Source organism: Enterobacter sp. 241F3 (genome assembly GCF_034106785.1).
In the GTDB taxonomy this organism is placed as follows: Bacteria; Pseudomonadota; Gammaproteobacteria; order Enterobacterales; family Enterobacteriaceae; genus Enterobacter; species Enterobacter vonholyi.
Map to the genome: position 1 here is coordinate 15,843 of NZ_JAWNDD010000003.1, position 21,990 is coordinate 37,832.

19 protein-coding genes, 2 tRNA genes and 1 other annotated feature (1 of these 22 cut by a window edge) are annotated in these 21,990 nt (G+C 55.8%); of the genes, 11 read left to right on the forward strand and 10 right to left on the reverse strand.

The features are described 5' to 3' along the window. Window positions 1–49 (reverse strand) — a sequence feature (His leader region) (it extends 75 nt beyond the left edge of the window). Next, window positions 25–75, reverse strand: coding sequence for a his operon leader peptide (gene hisL / locus UR504_RS10505; protein WP_001364200.1), 51 nt, complete (start codon window positions 73–75; stop codon window positions 25–27). Its footprint overlaps the feature before it by 25 nt. A gap of 175 nt (window positions 76–250) precedes the next feature. Between hisL and UR504_RS10510 the strand changes: the two genes are divergently transcribed. The 4 genes from UR504_RS10510 (at window position 251) to plaP (ending at window position 3,676) form a co-directional block, all read left to right on the forward strand. After that, window positions 251–1,075 (forward strand): SDR family oxidoreductase, encoded by an 825-nt coding sequence (locus UR504_RS10510; RefSeq protein WP_143345288.1) that lies wholly within the window; start codon window positions 251–253, stop codon window positions 1,073–1,075. 41 nt (window positions 1,076–1,116) lie between these two features. Beyond that, window positions 1,117–2,046, forward strand: a complete 930-nt coding sequence (locus UR504_RS10515) for a LysR substrate-binding domain-containing protein (RefSeq protein ID WP_248174574.1) — start codon at window positions 1,117–1,119, stop codon at window positions 2,044–2,046. A gap of 219 nt (window positions 2,047–2,265) precedes the next feature. Further along, a complete protein-coding gene (gene yoeI / locus UR504_RS21550) occupies window positions 2,266–2,328 on the forward strand; it encodes a membrane protein YoeI (protein WP_111966150.1) in 63 nt (20 codons plus the stop codon). After that, window positions 2,318–3,676 carry a putrescine/proton symporter PlaP gene (gene plaP, locus UR504_RS10520; RefSeq protein WP_023312362.1) on the forward strand — a complete coding sequence of 453 codons (1,359 nt, stop codon included), beginning with the start codon at window positions 2,318–2,320 and terminating at the stop codon, window positions 3,674–3,676. The genes yoeI and plaP overlap by 11 nt, the downstream gene beginning before the upstream one ends. A gap of 122 nt (window positions 3,677–3,798) precedes the next feature. Here plaP and sbcB read toward each other — a convergent pair whose 3' ends face one another. Then, window positions 3,799–5,235, reverse strand: coding sequence for an exodeoxyribonuclease I (gene sbcB / locus UR504_RS10525; RefSeq protein WP_302235546.1), 1,437 nt, complete (start codon window positions 5,233–5,235; stop codon window positions 3,799–3,801). Window positions 5,236–5,433: 198 nt separating this feature from the next. Here sbcB and dacD point away from each other — a divergent pair, with 198 nt between their 5' ends. The 4 genes from dacD to UR504_RS10545 all read left to right on the forward strand — a co-directional run bounded on the left by dacD (window position 5,434) and on the right by UR504_RS10545 (window position 8,838). Further along, complete coding sequence (gene dacD / locus UR504_RS10530) at window positions 5,434–6,600, forward strand: serine-type D-Ala-D-Ala carboxypeptidase DacD (RefSeq protein ID WP_032646438.1); 1,167 nt, start codon at window positions 5,434–5,436, stop codon at window positions 6,598–6,600. A 119-nt stretch (window positions 6,601–6,719) separates the two neighbouring features. Then, window positions 6,720–7,193 (forward strand): DNA gyrase inhibitor SbmC, encoded by a 474-nt coding sequence (sbmC, locus tag UR504_RS10535; protein WP_149367481.1) that lies wholly within the window; start codon window positions 6,720–6,722, stop codon window positions 7,191–7,193. A 92-nt stretch (window positions 7,194–7,285) separates the two neighbouring features. Next, window positions 7,286–8,344, forward strand: coding sequence for an FUSC family protein (locus tag UR504_RS10540; protein WP_133294755.1), 1,059 nt, complete (start codon window positions 7,286–7,288; stop codon window positions 8,342–8,344). 158 nt (window positions 8,345–8,502) lie between these two features. After that, window positions 8,503–8,838: a DUF496 family protein gene (locus tag UR504_RS10545; protein ID WP_008499467.1), complete on the forward strand. Its 336-nt coding sequence runs from the start codon at window positions 8,503–8,505 to the stop codon at window positions 8,836–8,838. 46 nt (window positions 8,839–8,884) lie between these two features. Here the strand turns inward: UR504_RS10545 and UR504_RS10550 are convergent, their stop codons facing one another. Beyond that, window positions 8,885–9,220: a gamma-glutamylcyclotransferase family protein gene (locus UR504_RS10550; protein ID WP_302235162.1), complete on the reverse strand. Its 336-nt coding sequence runs from the start codon at window positions 9,218–9,220 to the stop codon at window positions 8,885–8,887. A gap of 53 nt (window positions 9,221–9,273) precedes the next feature. Then, a tRNA-Asn gene (locus tag UR504_RS10555) sits at window positions 9,274–9,349 on the reverse strand. A 161-nt stretch (window positions 9,350–9,510) separates the two neighbouring features. Here UR504_RS10555 and emmdR point away from each other — a divergent pair. Both emmdR and UR504_RS10565 read left to right on the forward strand, forming a co-directional pair. Further along, on the forward strand, window positions 9,511–10,965 hold the full coding sequence (gene emmdR, locus UR504_RS10560; protein ID WP_127731578.1) for a multidrug efflux MATE transporter EmmdR: 1,455 nt from the start codon (window positions 9,511–9,513) through the stop codon (window positions 10,963–10,965). Between the two features lie 103 nt (window positions 10,966–11,068). Continuing rightward, window positions 11,069–11,144: transfer RNA gene (locus tag UR504_RS10565), tRNA-Asn, on the forward strand. Between the two features lie 136 nt (window positions 11,145–11,280). On the opposite strand, the gene UR504_RS10570 is transcribed toward UR504_RS10565, so the two are convergent. The 3 genes from UR504_RS10570 to shiA form a co-directional block, all read right to left on the reverse strand. Next, window positions 11,281–13,053, reverse strand: a complete 1,773-nt coding sequence (locus UR504_RS10570; protein ID WP_302235165.1) for an aminopeptidase P family protein — start codon at window positions 13,051–13,053, stop codon at window positions 11,281–11,283. A gap of 18 nt (window positions 13,054–13,071) precedes the next feature. Next, window positions 13,072–14,526 carry an AMP nucleosidase gene (locus tag UR504_RS10575; RefSeq protein WP_111966061.1) on the reverse strand — a complete coding sequence of 485 codons (1,455 nt, stop codon included), beginning with the start codon at window positions 14,524–14,526 and terminating at the stop codon, window positions 13,072–13,074. Between the two features lie 73 nt (window positions 14,527–14,599). Next, on the reverse strand, window positions 14,600–15,913 hold the full coding sequence (gene shiA / locus UR504_RS10580) for a shikimate transporter (protein ID WP_320739680.1): 1,314 nt from the start codon (window positions 15,911–15,913) through the stop codon (window positions 14,600–14,602). A 254-nt stretch (window positions 15,914–16,167) separates the two neighbouring features. Between shiA and pagP the strand changes: the two genes are divergently transcribed. After that, a complete protein-coding gene (gene pagP / locus UR504_RS10585) occupies window positions 16,168–16,743 on the forward strand; it encodes a lipid IV(A) palmitoyltransferase PagP (protein WP_045403108.1) in 576 nt (191 codons plus the stop codon). Here pagP and UR504_RS10590 read toward each other — a convergent pair. The 3 genes from UR504_RS10590 to UR504_RS10600 are packed head-to-tail and all read right to left on the reverse strand — an operon-like array spanning window position 16,740 to window position 21,849. Next, window positions 16,740–17,705: an acyltransferase gene (locus UR504_RS10590; protein WP_271369717.1), complete on the reverse strand. Its 966-nt coding sequence runs from the start codon at window positions 17,703–17,705 to the stop codon at window positions 16,740–16,742. The genes pagP and UR504_RS10590 overlap by 4 nt on opposite strands. Further along, window positions 17,702–20,764 carry an efflux RND transporter permease subunit gene (locus UR504_RS10595; RefSeq protein ID WP_320739683.1) on the reverse strand — a complete coding sequence of 1,021 codons (3,063 nt, stop codon included), beginning with the start codon at window positions 20,762–20,764 and terminating at the stop codon, window positions 17,702–17,704. The genes UR504_RS10590 and UR504_RS10595 overlap by 4 nt, the downstream gene beginning before the upstream one ends. Next, window positions 20,764–21,849 carry an efflux RND transporter periplasmic adaptor subunit gene (locus UR504_RS10600; protein WP_302235172.1) on the reverse strand — a complete coding sequence of 362 codons (1,086 nt, stop codon included), beginning with the start codon at window positions 21,847–21,849 and terminating at the stop codon, window positions 20,764–20,766. The genes UR504_RS10595 and UR504_RS10600 overlap by 1 nt, the downstream gene beginning before the upstream one ends. Window positions 21,850–21,990: the final 141 nt, after the last annotated feature.

Here is a 21,990-nt window from a genome sequence, read left to right on the forward strand (position 1 = left end):
TTCCAGCACACATCGCCTGAAAGACTAGTCAGGATGATGGTGATGATGGTGGTGTTTAAATTGAACACGTGTCATATAAATTCTCGATGAATGCTTATTCATTTGATGTCTTTTAACCTAAACCAGTTGTGCGACATATTGCAAGGGCTTTTTTTGATCATTAATTCATTTCATATTGATGCTATGAATTGTGTGTTCTGCCGGGCTGGCGTAGCCTTATGAAAGACGAGTGAGAGTCAGGAGAATTCGCATGAAAAAGGTCGCGATTGTCGGTTTAGGATGGCTGGGAATGCCGCTGGCGATGTCATTAGCCGCGAAAGGCTGGCAGGTGACCGGGAGCAAGACCACCCGAGATGGGGTCGAAGCGGCGCGCATGTGCGGTATTGATGGCGTTGAACTGCGTCTGGAGCCGGAGCTGGTGTGTGATGCGGACGATCTGGACACGCTGATGAACGTGGATGCGCTGGTGATTACGCTACCCGCGCGGCGCAGCGGACCGGGCGAATCATTTTATCTGCAGGCGATGCAGGAGATTGTCGACAGTGCGCTGGCGCATCACGTACCGCGCATTGTTTTCACCAGCTCGACGTCGGTCTATGGCGATGCTGAAGGTGTGGTAAAAGAGAACTCTGAGCGCCGTCCCGTTACGGCGAGCGGTCAGGTACTGAAAGAGCTGGAAGACTGGCTGCATAATCTTCCCGGCACGCAGGTTGATATCGTGCGTCTGGCAGGATTGGTGGGGCCTGGACGCCATCCAGGACGCTTTTTTGCCGGAAAGACGGCGCCAGACGGCCAGCATGGCGTGAATCTTGTCCATCTTGAGGATGTTATTGGCGCGATTGAGCTACTCTTACAGGCTCCGAAAGGCGGACACATCTATAATATATGTGCACCGTCTCATCCGGCGCGCAGCACCTTTTACCCGCTGATGGCACGTCAGCTTGGCCTGGCTCCGCCGGTCTTTAGTGAGGCAAAAGATGACAGCAAAGGCAAAATTGTTGATGGCAATCGCATTTGTCATGAGCTGGGGTTTGAGTATCAGTATCCCGATCCGCTGGTGATGCCCATGGAATAAGACCCGCAGCGGAGACGATCGCACACCAGAAGGGGGCGAGCATGAAACCGCTGCTGGATGTTCTTATTATTCTGGATGCACTGGAAAAAGAGGGGAGCTTTGCCGCTGCGTCGGCAAAGCTCTACAAAACCCCATCTGCGTTGAGCTATACCGTTCAAAAACTGGAAAGCGATCTCAATATTCAGATCCTCGATCGCTCCGGGCACCGCGCTCGTTTTACCCGAACCGGACAGATGCTGCTGGAAAAAGGCCGCGAAGTTCTGCATACCGTTCGCGAGCTGGAAAAACAGGCCGTTAAGCTCCATCAGGGATGGGAAAACGAGCTTGTTATTGGCGTGGATGATACCTTTCCGTTTTCTCTTCTGACGCCGCTGATTGAAGCTTTTTATCAACACCACAGCGTGACCCGTCTTATCTTTATCAACGGCGTGCTGGGTGGCTCCTGGGATGCTTTAACCCAGGGCAGAGCGGATATTTTTGTCGGTGCACTCCATGAGCCTCCCCAGCTGAGCGATTTTGGTTTTGCCCGGCTGGGCGTGCTGGAGCAGGTATTTGCCGTGGCACCCCATCATCCCCTGGCTCAGGAGCCTGAGCCGCTTAACCGCCGCGTGATTAAAGGCTACCGCGCGATTGTGGTGGGGGACAGCTCTCGTCCGGAATGTGCGATTTCCTCGCAGCTACTTGATGAGCAGGAGGCCATCACCGTTTTCGACTTTAAAACCAAGCTGGAGCTGCAAATAAGCGGCCTGGGCTGCGGCTATTTGCCCCGCTATCTGGCGCAGAGGTTTATTGACAGCGGTGCGCTTGTTGAAAAACAGGTACTTGCTCAAAACAGCCATGAGTCGGTGTGGGTGGGCTGGAATGAACAGACCGCCGGGCTGGCCAGTGCCTGGTGGCGCGACGAAATTTTAGCAAATAGTGCTATCGCCGCTGTTTATGCTCAGGGCAGCGTCGAGAAATCAGCCAGTTAGCAAAAAGAAAATTACCCGCTGCGTTGCAAAGTATTGCCTTTTGTATCCGATGTGGGGCAAAATGCCGCCGCTGCAACCAAATGAATAATCGACGATATAAAAGGCGTCGGTTATTTTTTTTTGCATGTACGAAACGAAACTAAAAACCAAGAGGCCGGGCTTCGTACCGGATAGATATTTACTAAAATCCGACAGTTGTTGTCGCTGAGGAAGAAACAAATGGGGCAATTTTTCGCTTACGTGGCGGTTATCACCTTAAAGGAGAATAACTATGTCGCATAACGCAACTCCAAACACCTCTCGCGTGGAATTACGTAAAACGCTTACGTTGATTCCGGTTGTTATGATGGGCCTGGCCTATATGCAACCGATGACGCTGTTCGATACATTCGGTATCGTATCAGGCCTCACAGACGGTCATGTGCCGACGGCTTACGGCTTCGCGCTGATTGCGATCCTCTTTACCGCGCTGAGCTACGGTAAGCTGGTTCGCCGCTATCCGTCTGCCGGTTCCGCCTACACTTATGCACAGAAATCCATCAGCCCGACGGTTGGCTTTATGGTGGGCTGGTCTTCGCTGCTCGACTACCTGTTCGCGCCGATGATCAACATTCTGCTGGCAAAAATCTATTTTGAAGCGCTGGTGCCATCGATTCCATCCTGGATGTTCGTCGTGGCGCTGGTGGCCTTTATGACGGCCTTCAACCTGCGCAGCATTAAGTCTGTTGCCAACTTTAACTCCGTTATCGTTGTGCTTCAGGTTGTCCTGATTGCCGTTATTCTTGGCATGGTGATCTATGGCGTGTTCCACGGCGAAGGCGCTGGTACGCTGGCGAGCAGCAAACCGTTCTGGTCTGGTGATGCGCATGTGATCCCGATGATTACCGGGGCAACCATTCTGTGCTTCTCCTTTACCGGTTTTGACGGCATCAGCAACCTGTCCGAGGAAACGAAGGATGCAGAGCGCGTGATTCCTCGTGCCATCTTCCTGACGGCGCTGATTGGTGGTCTGATCTTTATTTTCTCGACCTATTTCCTGCAGCTGTACTTCCCGGATATCTCTCGCTTCAAGGATCCGGATGCGTCTCAGCCAGAAATTATGCTGTATGTGGCGGGTAAAGCGTTCCAGGTAGGTGCGCTGATCTTCTCCACCATCACCGTACTGGCATCCGGTATGGCCGCGCATGCAGGCGTTGCGCGTCTGATGTACGTAATGGGCCGCGATGGCGTATTCCCGAAAAGTTTCTTCGGCTACGTGCATCCAACCTGGCGTACCCCGGCGATGAACATCATCCTGGTCGGTGCGATTGCGCTTCTGGCAATTAACTTTGACCTGGTGATGGCAACGGCGCTGATTAACTTTGGTGCGCTGGTGGCGTTTACCTTTGTTAACCTGTCGGTTATCTCTCAGTTCTGGATCCGTGAAAAGCGTAACAAAACGCTGAAAGATCACTTCCAGTATCTGTTCCTGCCGATGTGTGGTGCCCTGACCGTGGGCGCGCTGTGGGTTAACCTGGAAGAGAGCTCGATGGTGCTTGGCCTGATTTGGGCGGGTATCGGCCTGATTTACCTGGCCTGCGTTACGAAGAGCTTCCGTAACCCGGTTCCGCAGTACGAAGACGTCGCGTAAGACTGTGTCGGGTGGCGGTTACGCCTTACCCGACCTACATAACCCGTAAGCCCGCGTAAGCGCAGCGCCGCAGGGCAAAAAAAACCGGAGACCATCGCCTCCGGTTTTTTTATTTCTGACTTTCAGACTATCTCTTGCGCGTACTGGAACAGGGATTTCAACAGTGCCTGTTTCTCAGCATTCCCTTCATACTGGCCATAAAGCATTTCCAGCTCCTGAGCGTAGCTGTGCAGATACTCTGGGGTAAATACGTTGCGACGGTGCTGCAGCCAGCGTTCCTGCTCTGCTTCATCCAGGGTTCCCGGGTAATTACGCGCGCGGTAATTAAACATCAGCTTTTCGATGCGCTTATCGGCGAAGGTGATATCAAGCGCCGGTAAGTTACGCGGCTCGGTTTGCAGAACGATATTCATGGCCGCGCGATCGGCATCACTGAAGAAACCATTATAGAGCTGGGCATCCACGTTTTCAGACGGCACGAATGGCTCCGCCTCGGCAAAGATAGCAACCACTTTCTCGCGCACCTGCGGGTTTTCGCGCAGCACTTTCAGGTTATCGAGGCAGTGCTGGCGGTTGATGCCCAGCCTGTCAGCATCTTCCGGGCGCAGCGTGTTCGCCTGCGCCAGGACCGGACATTTATTTATGTGCACCAGTTTGACCGGCACCGCAGGCAGATCGCCGAGTTCATTCTTCGGCGTGTACAAACGTTCGCGCAGGGTATCGCTGTCGAGCTCCAGCAGGGGTGAAATATCGCCCGCCAGGTCCACCATGATGACCGCATTACGGTTGTCCGGATGCCACGCCAGCGGGGCAACCCAGCTGGTATTGCCGCGCCATGCACCAAACATGCCGGAAATATGCACCAGCGGCTTCATCTGCGGTACGTCGATAAGGGTCATAAGCTTCTGCTTGCTGCGATGGCTTAGCAGATACTCAAACAGCCGGGGCTGTGCGCTTTTCACCAGCTTCGCCATGGCAATGGTGGCATAGACGTCCGCCATCGCGTCGTGGGCGTTGCTGTGCTCGATACCGTTGGCGCGCGTCAGGTGTTCCAGCCGGAAGCTGGTCAGCCCTTCCTCATTTTCCGGCCAGTTAATGCCTTCAGGACGCAGGGCGTAGCAGGCGCGCATGATGTCGAGCAAATCCCAGCGTGAATTGCGGTTCTGCCAGCTCCAGGCATAGGGATCGTAGAAGTTGCGATAAAAGATATTGCGCGTCACTTCGTCATCGAAGCGGATGTTGTTGTAACCGACCACGCAGGTATTGGGGACGGTAAACAGATCGTGGATGCGTCGGGCGAATTCTGCCTCGTTAACGCCTTTCTCCCGCGCTTCCTGAGGGGTGATGCCGGTAACCATGACCGCGCCGGGCTGCGGCAGGTAGTCATCCGCAGGCTTGCAGTAAAAGACCTCGGGCTCGCCAATAATGTTGAATTCGTCGTCGGTACGGATGGCGGCAAACTGCGCCGGTCGGTCCAGCGCCGGGTGAGTGCCAAAGGTTTCGTAGTCGTGGAACAAAAAAGTCGGGGGAGCGGCAGAGTCAGACACCAGTAATACCATCCTGTTAAAAAATGACGTCACTATGTTAAACGATCGCGCGGGTCAGACCGAATAAAAAGCACCGCCGCGTGGCAAATTTGCGCGCCAGCTTCAGAGAAAAATCTGCGCTCTGTCACATTTTATTGCAATTAAGCCAGGTAACGACATCAGAACTCCCGTAAAAAGGTCATCGATTTTTACTGACCTGAGGATATACCGTTGAAACGCCGTCTGTTTATTGCTGTTTCTTTACTCGCTTCGAGTGTCTCATCTGCTTTTGCGGCCGAACCACTGGATTTTTCGCCGCAGCCTCCGGCCATTCAGGCTGGCTCCTGGGTGCTGATGGACTACACGACTGGTCAGATTTTAACGGCGGGCAACGAACATCAACAACGTAATCCGGCGAGCCTGACCAAGCTGATGACGGGCTATGTGGTTGATCGGGCCATTGATAGCCACCGCATTACGCCGGACGACATTGTCACCGTAGGGCGTGACGCGTGGGCAAAAGGTAACCCGGTTTTTGACGGCTCGTCGCTGATGTTCCTGAAAGAGGGCGATCGCGTCTCCGTGCGCGATCTGAGCCGCGGCCTGATAGTCGATTCCGGCAACGACGCCTGCGTGGCGCTGGCCGATCACGTGGCGGGCGGGCAGCCGCAGTTCGTGAAAATGATGAACGACTACGTGCAGAAGCTGAACCTGCGCGATACGCATTTTGAAACCGTCCACGGGCTGGACGCGCCGGGCCAGCACAGCTCCGCCTATGACCTGGCCGTACTCTCCCGGGCCATCATCCACGGCGAGCCTGAGTTTTACCATATGTACAGCGAAAAGAGCCTGACCTGGAACGGGATCACCCAGCAAAACCGTAACGGCCTGCTGTGGGATAAAACCATGAACGTGGACGGCCTTAAAACGGGGCATACCTCGGGGGCTGGCTTTAACCTGATTGCGTCTGCCGTAGACGGCCAGCGCCGTTTAATCGCTGTGGTGATGGGGGCGGACAGCCCGAAAGGGCGTGAGGACCAGGCCCGAAAACTGCTGCACTGGGGACAGCAGAATTTCGATACGGTGCAGATCCTGCATAGCGGAAAAAAAGTGGGGACGGAGCGCATCTGGTACGGCGACAAGGAACAGGTGAAACTGGGAACCGACCAGGACTTCTGGCTGGCCTTGCCGAAAGCGGAAGTGCCGAACATCAAAGCCAAATACGTGCTGGATAAAAAAGAGCTGGAAGCGCCGATTGCCGCGCATCAGCGGGTCGGAGAAATCCAGCTCTATGACCGCGACAAAGTGGTAGCCCACTGGCCGCTGGTAACGCTGGAAGCCGTTGATAAAGGCGGCCTGTTCTCTCGACTGAGCGATTACCTGCATCACACGCTATAAGTCCTGCTGAGCAGACTGGCAGGGTTGCGAGTCTGCTCACATAATAAACACTCCTCGTTTGCTGATAATGATAATCCAGTTTTATAGTGTATAAATATACAGTAATAAATGGAGGCAGCATGGACTACAGCATTAAGCAGCAACAGAAACGTAAGATTGCCGGTTTTCATTTGGTCGGCCCGTGGGAACACACGGTAAAGCAGGGCTTTGAACAGCTGGTCATGTGGGTTGACGGGCGTCACATTGAGCCGCTGGAGTGGGTTGCGGTCTATTACGATAACCCGGATGAAGTCCCGGCAGAAAAACTGCGCTGTGATACGGCCGTTACCGTACCGGACGATTTCGTTATTCCGGAAAACAGCGAAGGCGTCATGATGACGGAAATCGCGGCCGGGGACTATGCCGTGGCGACGGCTCGCGTGGAAAACTACGACTTCGCCACGCCCTGGTATCAGTTCTTCAATTCCCTGCTGCAGGACAATAAATACCAGATGGCGCTAAAGCCCTGCTTCGAACGCTATCTCAATGACGGCAATGCGGACGGTTACTGGGATATCGAAATGTATATCGCCGTCGAGCATAAAACGGTTTAAGCCTGCTAAATGAAGGGTTTTTCAGCCGGGATCGATCCGCCCGGCTGAAAACACAGTACAATTGTGGTTTGCCGTGTAGCTGGAGAGCGGGTGTGCGTCCCGACAAATCATTAACTCCTTTTGAAATTCGGTTGTATAAACATTACCGCGTTGTGCACGGGTGTCGCATCGCGCTGGCTTTCGTATTGACGTTTGTACTGGTCCGTTTGCTGGACGTTCCGGAAGGGACGTGGCCGCTGATCACGCTGGTGGTGGTGATGGGGCCCATCTCGTTTTGGGGGAACGTGGTCCCGCGCGCCTTTGAAAGAATTGGCGGGACGGTTTTAGGCTCTGCCCTGGGTCTTATTGCGCTGAAGCTGGAGCTCATCTCATTTCCGGTGATGCTGGCATGGTGCGGTGCCGCTATGTTTCTCTGCGGCTGGCTGGCGTTGGGCAAAAAGCCCTATCAGGCGCTGCTGATTGGTATTACTCTCGCGGTGGTTGTCGGGGCGCCCGCCGGGGATATGACCACGGCGCTGTGGCGAAGCGGGGATGTCATCCTGGGGTCACTGCTGGCCATGCTTTTTACCGGTATCTGGCCGCAGCGCGCTTTTCTGCACTGGCGTATTCAGATGGCTAACTACGTTACCGCCTTTAACCGCGTTTATCAGGCCGGTTTTTCCCCTAATCTGGTCGAGCGCCCGCGGCTGGAAAAGCACCTGCAAACCATCCTTAACGACGTGGTTAAAATGCGCGGCCTGATCACGCCCGCCAGCAAAGAAACCCGCATTCAAAAATCGATTTTCGAAGCTATCCAGACGGTAAGCCGCAACCTGGTCTGCATGCTTGAACTGCAAATCAACGCCCACTGGGCTTCGCGTCCCAGCCATCTGTTGATGCTTAATGCGCAGACCCTCAAAGAGACTCAGCAGATGACGCAGCAAACGTTGTTGACCATCGCTCATGCGCTCTATGAAGGCAACCCGCAGCCGATACTGGCCAACAGCGAGCGACTGAATGAGATCGTCGCGGAGCTGAAGCAGTTAATCAATGAACGCCAGAGCGATAACGTGGCGGAAACGCCTATTCATGGCTACGTCTGGCTGAGCATGGAACTGGCGCGGCAGCTTGAGCTGTTATCGCACCTTATTTGCCGGGCGCTGCGCAAATAAAAGGCGTATGTGACGGCTGCTGCTTCGATTCAGCAGCAATTGGGGTTATGATAGCTTTAAACGATATACTCATTGTCATTCGCAGCCGCTGTCAGTAAGGTTATTGTTACAACGGTTGCCTTAACGAATCCGACTCTCACATTATTAGGGGTGTAAAAATGGAAACTACCAAGCCTTCGTTCCAGGATGTTCTGGAATTCGTCCGCCTGTTCCGCCGCAAAAACAAACTGCAGCGTGAAATCCAGGACGTTGAGAAGAAGATCCGTGACAACCAGAAACGTGTTCTGCTGCTCGACAACCTGAGCGACTACATCAAGCCAGGCATGAGCGTTGAAGCTATCCAGGGCATCATCGCCAGCATGAAGAGCGACTATGAAGACCGCGTTGATGACTACATCATCAAAAACGCAGAGCTGTCCAAAGAGCGTCGCGACATCTCCAAGAAGCTGAAAGTGATGGGCGAAATCAAAAACGGAGAAGCAAAAAGCGAGTAATCGCAGCGGATTGTGAAAAAGGCTCTCTGGTGACAGAGAGCCTTTTTTATGGCTCAGAACGCGGCTGTAGCTGGTAAATCCAGGCCTGAACCTGCTTGCCTTCAGAGGTGGTCACTGCGACCTCAACCCGGTCATAGCCGTCTTCAAATTCATCCAGCATTTGCCAGTGTGCGGCAAGGTTATCAGAGATAAACAGATAGCCTTCGACGCGGGGACCATCAGGGCGGAGCACGATCCCCGGGAAGTCCGCCGCAGCACCCCAGCCGCGTTCGTAAAACGTGCCGGATACGGAACCGGCCAGCCATTCGCCGCCGATGTTCTCAAGAATATGCGCATTAGAATGGCCCGGGCGCAGCGTGCCGTAGACAAACAGAGCGTTCATTTTCCCTCATCCGCAAAGCAAAAAGCCTGCTTTAAAAGCAGGCTTTTTAAATTTGGCTCCTCTGACTGGACTCGAACCAGTGACATACGGATTAACAGTCCGCCGTTCTACCGACTGAACTACAGAGGAATCGTTGTGGAGGCTTATCTTAGCGGCGAAAAAAGTTTTGTCAAACCTGATCTTAGGGAAAATCGACCGATTGCTGATTCTGTCGTCAGTTTGTTGTAAATCCACACATCTTTTTCTGGAAAATACTTTGCAGGATTAGCATTTGTCCCCCATCATTTGAAATGGAGTTTCAACTTTTCTCGCTAAGGTCCATTTTGAACGTCACTGCCTCCTTACGCCAGGCGATAACGCGCACGCCATGGTATGCAAAACGTAAAAGCTATCGTGTCCTGTTCTGGCGTGAAATCACCCCTCTTGCTGTGCCTATCTTCCTGGAAAATACCTGTGTTCTGCTGATGGGGGTTCTGAGCACCTTTCTGGTGAGCTGGCTGGGTAAAGAGGCGATGGCTGGGGTTGGGCTGGCGGACAGCTTTAACATGGTGGTGATCTCGTTCTTTGCCGCCATAGACCTCGGGACGACGGTGGTGGTGGCCTTTAGCCTCGGCAAGCTGGATCCCAAACGTGCACGCGAGGCGGCCCGCCAGTCGCTGATGATCATGACCATTTTTTCGATCGTCCTGGCGGCGGTGATCCACTATTTTGGTAAAGAGATTATCGACTTTGTCGCCGGGGAGGCCACGAACGAGGTTAAAGACCTGGCGCTGACCTACCTGGAGATGACCGTCATAAGCTATCCGGCAGCGGCCATTGCCCTTATTGGCAGCGGCGCGCTGCGCGGGGCGGGCAACACCAAAATTCCGCTACTGATCAACGGCGGGATGAATATCCTCAATATCATTATCAGCAGCGTGCTGATCTACGGCGTGTTCTCGTGGGACGGGCTGGGGTTCGTCGGTGCCGGACTGGGTTTAACCATTTCACGCTATATCGGTGCGGCAGCCATCATCGGGGTACTGATGGCGGGGATCACCCCCTCGCTGCGCCTCACGCTGAAAAGCTATTTCCGCCCCTTTAATTTCGCCATTATCTGGGAAGTGATGGGGATCGGCATTCCCGCAAGCATTGAATCTGTGCTGTTTAACGGCGGGAAATTGCTGACGCAGATGTTTGTCGCCGGGATGGGCACCGACGTGATAGCCGGTAACTTTATCGCTTTTTCTATCGCCTCGCTGATTAACCTGCCGGGTAACGCGCTGGGGTCGGCATCGACCATCATCACCGGTAAACGGCTCGGGAAAGGGCAGATAGGCCAGGCGGAGCGGCAGCTGCGGCATGTTTTCTGGCTGTCGACCATTGGACTGACGCTGATCGCCTGGGGAACTGCGCCCTTTGCCGGGCTGATGGCCTCGTTTTATACCCACGAAGACGACGTTAAAGAGGTCGTTAAGATCCTCATCTGGCTCAACGCGGCCTTTATGCCCATCTGGGCGGCCTCATGGGTATTGCCCGCCGGGCTGAAGGGGGCGCGCGACGCCCGCTTTGCGATGTGGGTTTCGATGCTCGGCATGTGGGGATGTCGCGTTGTGGCGGGGTATACGCTCGGGGTAATGCTCGGATGGGGAGTGGTCGGCGTCTGGCTGGGGATGTTCCTCGACTGGGCCGTACGTGGGGCGCTGTTCTACTGGCGGATGGTCAGCGGGCGCTGGCTGTGGAAATATCCGCGGAAAAATGCCTGACAATTGCGCGAAGTGGAGAATAATTCGGCAAACGATCGGAAATATGCATTCTGCCTTTGACATCCCGGGGGAGCATCGATAATATGCGCCCCGTTCACGCGATTCCTCTGTAGTTCAGTCGGTAGAACGGCGGACTGTTAATCCGTATGTCACTGGTTCGAGTCCAGTCAGAGGAGCCAAATTTAAAAAGCCTGCTTTTGTAGCAGGCTTTTTGCTTTTCTGCGCCGGGTAAAATTGTCGGGTGGCGGCTTCGCCTTACCCGACCTACGAGACTGTAGGCCCGGCAAGCGCAGCGCCACCGGGCAACAAACCGAACTACTGTTTGACGCGAACCGGCGCCGTCGCCTCTACCAGCCACGGACGCGCATCGCTGTTCACCAGCGGTGACAGCGCCTCACGGACCTGCTGGTGATACGCATCCAGCCACTGTTTTTCCTGCTCGCTCAACAGATGCAGCTCAACCTGACTTAAGTCGATCGGGATAAGCGTCAGCGAGGCAAATTTGCAGAATCCCGGGCGGCTCTCCACAATCTCCACCTGGTTTTCAATACGAATACCGTGGCTATCGCCCAGATAGTAGCCCGGCTCGATAGTCATGATATTTCCCGCCACCAGCGGCCACGGGTTGACCTTTTTGGCGATGCGATGCGGGTTCTCATGGATCAGCAGCTGGTGCCCCACGCCGTGCCCCGTACCGTGATCGTAATCCAGCCCCATCTCCCACAGCGGGCGACGCGCAAACGCATCCAGCTGATGTCCCTGAGTCCCGGAAGGGAACTGCAGGGTAATCAGCGACAGGAAGCCTCTCAGCACGGCGGTGTAGTGCAGGCGCTGCTCCGGGGCGACTTTACCCCATGCCAGCGTGCGCGTGGCGTCAGTGGTGCCATTAGCGTACTGACCGCCGGAATCGTTCAGGTAAAAATGGTCATGGCCGATAGGCTTATTGCTGGCCTCGCTCGAATGATAGTGGCACATCGCCGCATTGCTCGAAGACGCGGAGATGGTCGCAAAACTCTGCTCGATAAACCCCGGCTGCTGTTTGCGGAACGCCAGCTGCTGCGCCTGGACTTCCAGCTCTGTTAGCGGATTTCCTGCCGCCTCGCGAAGCGGCACTTCGCGGCTCAGCCAGGCGAGGAAGTTGACCCACGCGGCACCGTCCTGGTAATGACACTCGCGATAGCCTGCCAGTTCTACCGGGTTTTTGGTGGCTTTCATCAGGGTGATAGGGTCCGTCCGCCAGACAATTTCTCCGCGTGGTTCAATGGCGAAGCGCAGGGCAACCGGCGCGGAATCGGCATCCACCATCACCCGTTTGCCTTCAGCAATCTGCTGGCAGCGTTCGACAAAGGCCTTCTGTGGCGCAATGGTGAACGCACTGCGGACGTATTCAGGCAGGGCGCCGAGCTTGTTGTCGTTAACAAACCACTCAACGTGACCGTCACGTCCAAGAAGGGCAAAGGAGAGCGGTACCGGGCTGTATGGGATATCCGCGCCACGAACGTTTAACAGCCAGGCGATATTATCCGGCAGGGTAACGGCGAGATAATCGGCATGGTTTGCAGCCAGCACGGCGGCAACGCGCTGACGTTTGTCTTCGCTGCTTTCACCGCTTATCGCAACCGGCATTTCACGGATAAGCCCCGCCGGTGCGGCAGGGCGATCGGTCCATAAGGCGTCAAACGGTGACGCGTTCAGCGGCACGAGCGCGCACTGTGTGGCAGACAGCTGCGTAAACTCGGTATTCGTCATCAGCATTGGGTCAAAACCGATGCGAGTGCCCGCCTCGACGTTTGCCGTCAGCCAGTCTGCCAGCGGCTCGTTGTGCAGGTGGTGAATTTCAATCTCGTCCAGATTCACCTGAACGCGGGCCTGGACCTGATAGCGCCCGTCAACGAACAGCAGCGCTTTATCCTTCAGTACCAGCGCGACGCCGGCAGAGCCGTCAAAGCCCGTCAGCCAGGCCAGCTTTTCGTCGTACGGCGCGCAGTATTCGCTCTGCCATGCATCCGCGCGCGGGACGATCATCCCGTCGAGATGGCTGGCCTCAAGCCAGTGGCGCAGGGCAGAGAGCGGTGATGTGCTGGACATTGTTTTTCCTTATCGTTATTAGCGGAACGGCGGCTCGTTGAAGGTGCGCAGCTTGCGCGAATGCAGTCTGTCACCTTCCGCCCGAAGCAGGTCGATGGCGCGAATGCCGATTTGCAGATGCTCTGAGATAGCCCCTTCATAGAAACGGTTGGCCTGGCCGGGCAGCTTAATTTCGCCGTGCAGCGGCTTATCGGAAACGCACAGCAGCGTGCCGTACGGAACGCGGAAGCGATATCCCTGCGCGGCGATGGTGGCGCTCTCCATATCGATCGCCACCGCGCGGCTCAGGTTGAAGCGCAGCGCCGATGCGGAGTAACGCAGCTCCCAGTTGCGGTCATCCGTCGTGACGACCGTACCGGTGCGCAGCCGCTGCTTAACTTCTTCTCCCGGCATGCCGCTGACCTCTTTGGTGGCGTCGTACAGCGCACGCTGCACTTCGGCGATGCTCGGGATTGGAATATCCGGCGGCAGCACGGCATCAAGCACGTGGTCATCACGCAGATAGGCGTGGGCCAGCACGTAGTCGCCAATCAGCTGGCTTTCACGCAGGCCGCCGCAGTGACCAATCATCAGCCACACGTCCGGGCGCAGTACCGCCAGATGGTCACAGATGGTTTTGGCGTTTGACGGGCCGACGCCGATGTTGATCAGCGTAATGCCCTGACCGTCGGCGGTGATAAGGTGCCAGGCGGGCATCTGGTGTTTTTTCCACGCCAGATCGGAGATAGCCTGCTCGGGCGCTTCGGTCTCCGCGGTGATCCAGATCCCACCCGCGCAGGAGAGCGCGATATACGGGCTTTCAGGGTCGAGGATCTGGCTGCAGCCCCATCGGACAAACTCATCAACGTAGCGGGTGTAGTTGGTAAAGAGCACGAACGGCTGGAAATGTTCGACTGGCGTACCGGTGTAGTGGCGCAGGCGCGCCAGGGAGAAATCGACCCGGCGGGCGTCAAAGTGCGACAGAGGAGAAAATTCGGCCGGGTGATAAATCCCGTCTGCCGTTTCATCGCCAATCTGCGAAAGCTCGGTGGTCGGGAAGTGGCGGGTCAGCCCCGCGCTCATGGAGCGGTCAAGAGTTAACGCCGAACCGTCAATCACGTACGGATAAGGGATCTCATGCTGCGAGGGCTCAACGGAAATGTGCGCGCCGTAATCCTGATACAACAGCGTAAGCTGTTCTTCAAGATACGGGCGGAACAGCGCAGGGCGGGTGACGGTGGTGCTGTAGCAGCCGGAGTGGGTAAAGCGCGCGTAGGCGCGGGTTTTGGGATTACTGCTGGCGCTGCCGTCCCAGGTCACAGAGAGCGATGGATAAACAAAAAGGCCCTCGGTTCTGGCCTTTTGGTCGGGGAGTTTCCCTGTTTCGATGTATTCGCTGATGGCGCTGCGCAGCGCGTTGACGGACTGTTCATACAGCGCGTCGAGTTTTTCCAGCGCCTGAGCCGGGGTCAGGCTGGAGCCCTTATTATTCATCTCTGTCTCCTTGTTCCACAGGTGTGCGACTCTACCCGATAGTATGTCACACGCCTGTGAAACAAAAGTGAGATCAGCGGTGGCTCGTCTCTTTCATCAGCAGCGCCGTTGCCGCCGACAGCAGGCAACCGGCCAGAAGATAAATCGCCACGCTGTGCCAGTTGCCGCCGGAGAAGGTCACCAGAGCAGCGGCAATAAACGGCGTAAACCCGCCGCCGACCACGCTTGCCACCTGGTAACCCACGCCCGCGCCGCTGTAGCGGTAGCTGGCGCCGAACAGTTCGGTAAACATCGGCTGCTGCACGCAGACCACCATATCGTGAGCGATGTTCGCGAGCATGATGGCAAAGAAGACAATCCAGAAGATCGACTGCGCCTCCAGCGCCATAAAGAATGGCCAGGCGCTGAGGGTCCCAATCAGCGCGCCGGTGATGTAAACGCGACGGCGACCAAACCTGTCCGCCAGCCAGGCGAAGCAGGGGATAGTCAGGCAGCTGATCCCGCCGACCAGCAGGCCAATGTTCAGGAACAGTTCGCGCGACAGGCCGAGATTCTGCGTCGAGTAGTTCAGCGCAAAGGCGGTGACGATATACATCGTCAGCAGCTCGCACAGGCGCAGGGCGATAATTTTCAGAAAAGCGCCAGGGTGCCGGACAAGGGCTTCCATGACAGGAAGTCTTCTGTTAGCGGCCGGTTTTTCCTGCTGCTTTTCGAACTCTGCCGACTCCTCCATTCCGTTACGGATCCAAAGCGCGGCAATGACCAGCACGATGCTGAAGATGAACGGAATGCGCCAGCCCCAGCTCAGGAACTGCTCGTCGGTGGTGAGCTGGCTGATGAGCGACACCAGCCCTGTGGAAAGCAACAGCCCTACGCCGTACCCAACCTGCACGCCGCTGCTGTAGAACGCTTTCTTATTTTTTGGCGCGCTCTCAACGGATAGCAGCGCCGCGCCGCCCCATTCGCCCCCCACGGCAAAGCCCTGAATAGCGCGTAATGTCACCAGCAGCACCGGTGCCCACCAGCCAATGGCGGAAAACGAAGGGAGAATGCCAATCAGCGCGGTGGCGATCCCCATCATCCAGACGGTGAGCATCAGCATGCGCTTGCGGCCGAGACGGTCGCCGAAGTGGCCGAAGATCACACCCCCCAGCGGGCGAAACAGAAAGCCAACGCCGAAGGTAGCAAACGCGGCGAGCGTGCCCATCGCAGGGCTGACCTGGGGGAAGAATTCGTGGTTAAACACCAGCGCGGCGGTAATGCCGTAAAGCAGAAAATCATACCAGTCGACGACGGCACCCGCGAAGCTGCCGAGTGCGGCGCGGCGGGCACGATTGAGCGAAGGGGTCTCCGCGTTGGGACGATCGGAGATGAGGGTGGAGTCCATAGTTGTCCTGTCCGTACTAATTTTTAATTATTGGTATAAGAAAAGGTCACTCACATTGCGCCGTCATATAAACGGAACCTATGAGACTACCGCGACAAAACGCCCGAGAAAACGTTTTTATCTTTCCTGAAGGTGCTGAATAAATAAATTTCATCTTCGCCTGCAGCGAGATAATTGTGTCTTCTGGCTCCGTTACAGGCTGAATGGTTTACAGTAATAGTGACCGCCGCGTGAGTTAAGCTGAGGGAATAATGATGCAACGCACCTTTTCGGCATTCTGGATGATTCTGTTTTTATTCGTCGCACCGCTTCATGCGGAGCCCAACGTCTATGGTGAACAGCGTATCAGCGGCTGGTGGAACGCGCTGACGGACGATATTTCGCAAACCTGGGAGCAGCCTCAACGTTACGATCTGTACCTGCCGTTTCTGAGCTGGCACGCTCGCTTTATGTACGACAAAGAAAAAACCGATAAGTACAACGAAATGCCGTGGGGCGGTGGCCTGGGCGTTTCCCGCTATAACGAAGAGGGCAACTGGAGCGCGCTTTTCGCGATGATGTTCAAGGACTCGCACAACGAATGGCAGCCCGCGATGGGCTATGGCTGGGAGAAGGGCTGGTATCTGGATAATGCCAAAGATTTCCGCCTTGGGCTCGGTGCTGCAGCGGGCATCACGGCGCGAGATGATTTTGCAAACTATGTACCGCTACCGTTCATTTTCCCGTTGTTCTCTGCCGGCTACAAGCGCGTTACCGTCCAGTTCACCTATATTCCTGGAACCTATAACAACGGCAACGTGCTTTTTGCCTGGCTGCGCTTAGGCTTTTAAAGGGTGATCACTTTTTTTGCCACGGCGTTAGACAATACCAGCATGGAAAAGAGAACAGAGGTGACGAACGTAAGCACAATCAGCGCCAGCTTCATTCCGAGAGAGGTCACCGGTATCAGCGCCGTCAGCAGATGAAACACCGAGTAGTGCACAATATATACGCCGGTCATCGTTTTGCTGATGGCGGCCAGAATGGACTCCTTGAATTCAGCATTGCGGCGAAAGCGCACGCCGTTCGCCGCAATCACCAGGGCAATAATCAGGATGTAGATCTGCGAGCCGGTGAGAATAAAGGCGTTTCTGTCGGCCTTAAACAGGGCAAAAAAGAAGTGGCGCTCGTAAAACCAGGTGAAGAGATAGATAAACGGGATGGCGATAACCGCCGTCCTGACTACATTTTTGCGGCTTATCCACTCGGCGATTTTAGGGTCGCAGAAAAGTTGCCCCGTCAGATAAAACAGCAGCCACGTCCACAGCCGATACTGCGGTGAAAGAGAAAGGACGTGCGTTTCAGGATAAAGCGCCGATAACAGATCGTATCCGTAGGAAAAGAACAGCAGGGCAGCAATCGTGCCGCTGAGCAGCGATCTCCGCTGGCTAAGCCACTCCACCACCGGGTGGAAGGTGTAAATTACGACAAAGGCGAACACGAACCAGGGCTGGATTAAATACCCGCGCTGATAAGGCTCCCACAGGTAGTAGATCGTTATCCAGAACAGAAAAACTATCACCAGGCTTTTAATTTTACCCAGCTGCCAGCGCGTGCCGTGCCGGGATTGTCCGTCGAGATAGCCCGACACCACAAAAAACAGCGGCGTGGCGATGGTCGAGATAAAGGTTAAAAACCCGAGGATCCAGTGATAGTCATAATCATAATGATCCCAGGTGTTGTAGATGGTAAAGAAGGTCACCGCCGTCATACAGCCCAGCGTCTTGATAATGTTCAGCCCTGTCGCATTCATTGTTGTTTGGCTTCGTCCTTACGATGGAAACACGCGTAGATCACGGGGAGTACCAGCAGCGTCAGGATTGTAGCAAACCCCAGTCCAAACATAATCACAACGGCCATGCTCTGGAAGAAAACGTCCAGCAGCAGCGGAGCCAGGCCAAGTACGGTAGTGAACGCGGTGAGCAGGATAGGGCGCAGGCGCGAGGTGGCGGCATAAACGATCGCGCTGTGCTGATCCTTTTGCATTTTCTGCTGTTCAATCTCTTCCACCAGCACGATGCCGTTGCGGATTAGCATTCCGCTCAGGCTCAGCAGACCTATCAGCGCCATAAAGCCAAAGGGAATGCCGGTAATTAAAAATCCTGGCGTGACGCCAATCAGCGCAAGCGGTACGGTCAGCCAGATTGCGACGGCATTTTTTACCGAGCTGAACATCAGCACCGTAATGACAAACATCACCAGGTACCCGAGGGGCAGCGTTGTGAATAGTCCTTGCTGCGCTTCGCTGGAGTTTTCCGCATCGCCTCCCCACTCGATGCTGTAGCCGTGTGGCAGGGTAAGGGCATCCACTTGCGGCTTGACGCGGGAGAGAATATCGCCGGAGGTTTGCTGGCTAAGCGGGTCCGGGTCCGTCTGAACCGTCAGTACCCGCGAGCGGTCGCGTCGAAGGATGAGCGGATCTTCCCACTCCAGCGAGAAGCTGCTGACGACGTTACTCAGCGGGATATACTGCTGCCGCGCCTGGCTCCACACCAGCACGTTGTTCAGGTGGCTGGCATCCAGCCTTTCATTTTCCGGGGGCCTCACCACCACGGGCAGCAGGTCGCTGCCTTCCCGATACAACCCCGCCCGGCTGCCGGAGAAATTCATTTCCAGCGCGTTGTCGACGTCCTGCTTATCCACGCCAAGCTCGCGTCCCAGCGCGGCGACGTACTGCGGACGTATCACTTTGCTGCGGTTTTGCCAGTCGTTTCGGACGCTGCCCGTGGCCGGGTCGCGCGCCAGAATATCGTCCACCTGGCTGGCAATCAGGCGCAGCCTGTCAGGATCCGGGCCTTTAATACGCACTTCAATGGCGCTGTCGCCGGAGGGGCCAAACATCACCCGTTTGGTGCTGGCGTTGACCTGCGGATAGTTTCGCGCGATGTACTCATCCACGTAGCGCGTCAGAGCGGCGATGTTGCGCTGGTCATCCATGCGCACCATGATCTGTGCGTAGTTGCTGTACTGCCGCTGTCCGCTGTAGGTCAGAATAAAGCGCATGCTCCCCTGACCGATGGTAGAGACGGTGGTTTCCACGCCGGGCTGGCCCGTGATGGTTTTCTCAATATCACCGGTCATTTTCTCGGTCCATTTGATATCGGTCCCGTAGGGTAACCACAGGTCGACAAAGAAAATCGGCGTGTTGGACGACGGGAAAAAGTTTTGCCGCACCGCGCCAAAACCCCAGACAGACGCGGCCAGCAGGGCGGCCATCACTACCAGCGTCGGTGCCTTATGGTGCAGCAGCGTGTTAAGCAGGCGCTGGTAGAGGCGGTAGAGACGTTTGTCGTAAGGATCTGACTCGTCGGCGCTGTCCGGCGCGCTGTCGTTTTTAAACAACCACCACTTAATCAGCACCGGGGTGAGGGTGAGCGCCGAGAACCAGCTCAGCATCAGGGAAATCAGCAGCACCTGGAAAAGGGATTTACAGTATTCCCCGGTGGAATCCTGCGACAGCCCGATAGGCGCAAACGCCAGGATGGCGATCACAGTCGCCCCCAGCAGCGGCAGGGCGGAGCGGCGGATGATATTATTAACGGCGGTTAACAGCGGTGAGCCCTGCTGCCGGGCAATCAACACCCCTTCGACAATCACGATGGCGTTATCCACCAGCATGCTGAGGGCGATAATCAGCGCCCCGAGCGAGATCCGCTGCAGCTCAATGCCACAGAGATACATAATCAGCAGCGTGCCCAGCACGTTAAGGGCCAGAGAAACCGCGATGATTATCCCGCTGCGCACCCCCATAAAGATCAGCAGCACGCCGATGACGATCGCCAGCGCCATCAGGAAGTTAATAATAAAACCGTTAACAGAGTGGCCCACTTCGGCTGCCTGATCGTAAAACAGGTCTATCTGTATGCCTGCCGGTTTTTCCGCCGACATCTGGTTTAGCTTCGCCTCCAGCGCGTGGCCCACATCGATCACATTCACGCCGGGAATAAACGAGACGCCCATGGTGACGGCTTTTTTGCCGTTGGCATGGTAGATACTGGCCGGCGATTCGTTTAGCCCGCGCGACAGCGTGGCGATGTCCCGCAGACGCGTCGCCGCCCCGGTGCCGGAAGGCGTGATGATAAGATCCGCCAGTTCATCAAGATTCTCGAATTCACCGGTCGGGTGCAGACGAATGGATTCGCTGCCGGAGGTGATTTCTCCGGCGCTGGAAACGACGTTAAGTCTGCTGAGCAGAGCGGAAAGCTGGTTCAGCGTAATGCCGCGCGCGGCCATTTTGGTCAGAGAGATATCGATGTTGACCTGCTGGCTAATGGCCCCGCCGATGGCGACCTTCGCAACCCCGGGAACCAGAATTAACTCGCGGCGCAGCTGTTCCGCATATCTCACCAGTTCAGGATTACTGAATTCATCCCCGGAAATGGCGAAGAAGAAGCCGAATACGTCGCCGAAATCGTCATTTACAAAGGGCGTGACGACGCCGGGCGGGAACTGACGCGAGGCATCGCCCACGCGGCGGCGCAGTTCATCCCAAATCTGCGGCAGTTCGTTCGAGTGATAGCGTGACGCAATGTTAACGGTGATTTGCGACAGACCGTTTGAAGAGATGGAGCTCACGTTGTCCAGATAAGGCAGCTGCTGAAGGGCATTCTCCAGCGGAAGCGTCACCTCTTCTTCAACCTGCTGAGCGGATGCGCCGGGGTAGTGGGTGACCACCACTGCGGTTTTGATGGTAAAGGCGGGGTCTTCCAGCCTGCCGATATTTAACAGGGCGAAAATACCCCCGATGCCCAGCAGCAGAATCGTTAGCCAGACGCGTACGGGGTTATTTATAAATTGACGAGAAATATCCATTACAGTCCCCGTTCACGCGTCCAGATACGCACCGGCTGGTTAGCATGGAGTTCCCCAACGCCTGCGGCAACCACGCGTTCGCCCGCTTTAAGTCCGCTGACGATCGTCACGCCTTCGCTACTCACTTGACCTACGCTGACCTTGCGGTCTTCAAGATGGAGCGCGTCGCCTTCTCCTGCCACGACCCAGACGTGCGGCTCATTGCGCGGGCTGTTGTCCGGGTTAAATACGGCCTCAACCGGTACGACCAGCGCCTGAGCGCCTGCGCCAGCAGGGAGGTTGGTTAAATTGATGGTCACCGTACCGCTTACGCCACCGACGGCGGGAAAATCATCTGGTCGCGGCATGGTCAGTATCACCTGCCAGGTCAGGGTATTGCTGTCGCTGCTGCCCGAGTGCTCTTTGTAGACGGCGGTAAATTCCCGATCCGGAATGGCGTTAATTCTTACCACGGGGCGATACTGCGCGTTGCGGATATCAAAGGTCTTAAACAGGTTCTCAGGAATACTAAACACAACGTCCAGCAGGTCGGTGCGGGTTAACGTCGCGATGGGCTGACCGGCTGACACCACCTGATGGTTTCGGACATGTACGCTGGCCACCGCCCCGCTAAAGGGGGCGACGAGCGTCATCTGATTCAACTCTTCTCGGGCAATTTGTAGCGCCGCATTCGCCGAATCGCGGTTCGCGCGCTGCACGTCCATTTCTGCTTTCGAAATCGCCTGGCGGCCCGCCAGCGTCTGGAAGCGATCGAATTGCCTCTGGGCCAGCGTCGCCGCCGTTTGTCTGTCGTTAACCCGCTGCTGGGCTTCACGGGCGTTCAGTCTGGCAAGCTGTTGTCCCTGTTTAACGGCTGCGCCCTGACGTACATCGAGCACTTCAATTTGGCCTGCGCGCTTGAAGGAAAGGTCTGTAGCATCGCCCGATTCAATGCGAGCGGGGAAAACGCGCTGCTGGGCGTGACCGGGAACCGTCACCTCCGCCACTTTTACCATCCTGGGCAGGGGGGACGCTTGCTTGGGTTTCGGGTCGCACGCCGTGAGCGTTAACAAAACGAACGGTAAAAGAGAGAGGTAGCGGTTCACTGTATTCCCCTAATAAATAACTGTTTTATTTATTCCATAACCTGGACAGGGGTGACACTATTCAGCCAGAACAGTGACGACCATATAGGTAAATAAACCAATCGCCGTGCTGGCGATAATAGCAAGCGCGATAAACATACC

Excerpts from the sequence above, each read along its gene's own strand:
- UR504_RS10510 (WP_143345288.1), top strand. The coding sequence starts at position 251 with ATGAAAAAGGTCGCGATTGTCGGTTTAGGATGGCTGGGAATGCCGCTG.
- UR504_RS10515 (WP_248174574.1), top strand. The coding sequence starts at position 1,117 with ATGAAACCGCTGCTGGATGTTCTTATTATTCTGGATGCACTGGAAAAA.
- plaP (WP_023312362.1), top strand. The coding sequence starts at position 2,318 with ATGTCGCATAACGCAACTCCAAACACCTCTCGCGTGGAATTACGTAAA.
- sbcB (WP_302235546.1), bottom strand. The coding sequence starts at position 5,235 with ATGGTATTACTGGTGTCTGACTCTGCCGCTCCCCCGACTTTTTTGTTC.
- sbmC (WP_149367481.1), top strand. The coding sequence starts at position 6,720 with ATGGACTACAGCATTAAGCAGCAACAGAAACGTAAGATTGCCGGTTTT.
- UR504_RS10545 (WP_008499467.1), top strand. The coding sequence starts at position 8,503 with ATGGAAACTACCAAGCCTTCGTTCCAGGATGTTCTGGAATTCGTCCGC.
- UR504_RS10550 (WP_302235162.1), bottom strand. The coding sequence starts at position 9,220 with ATGAACGCTCTGTTTGTCTACGGCACGCTGCGCCCGGGCCATTCTAAT.
- emmdR (WP_127731578.1), top strand. The coding sequence starts at position 9,511 with ATGGAGTTTCAACTTTTCTCGCTAAGGTCCATTTTGAACGTCACTGCC.
- UR504_RS10570 (WP_302235165.1), bottom strand. The coding sequence starts at position 13,053 with ATGTCCAGCACATCACCGCTCTCTGCCCTGCGCCACTGGCTTGAGGCC.
- UR504_RS10575 (WP_111966061.1), bottom strand. The coding sequence starts at position 14,526 with ATGAATAATAAGGGCTCCAGCCTGACCCCGGCTCAGGCGCTGGAAAAA.
- shiA (WP_320739680.1), bottom strand. The coding sequence starts at position 15,913 with ATGGACTCCACCCTCATCTCCGATCGTCCCAACGCGGAGACCCCTTCG.
- pagP (WP_045403108.1), top strand. The coding sequence starts at position 16,168 with ATGCAACGCACCTTTTCGGCATTCTGGATGATTCTGTTTTTATTCGTC.
- UR504_RS10590 (WP_271369717.1), bottom strand. The coding sequence starts at position 17,705 with ATGAATGCGACAGGGCTGAACATTATCAAGACGCTGGGCTGTATGACG.
- UR504_RS10595 (WP_320739683.1), bottom strand. The coding sequence starts at position 20,764 with ATGGATATTTCTCGTCAATTTATAAATAACCCCGTACGCGTCTGGCTA.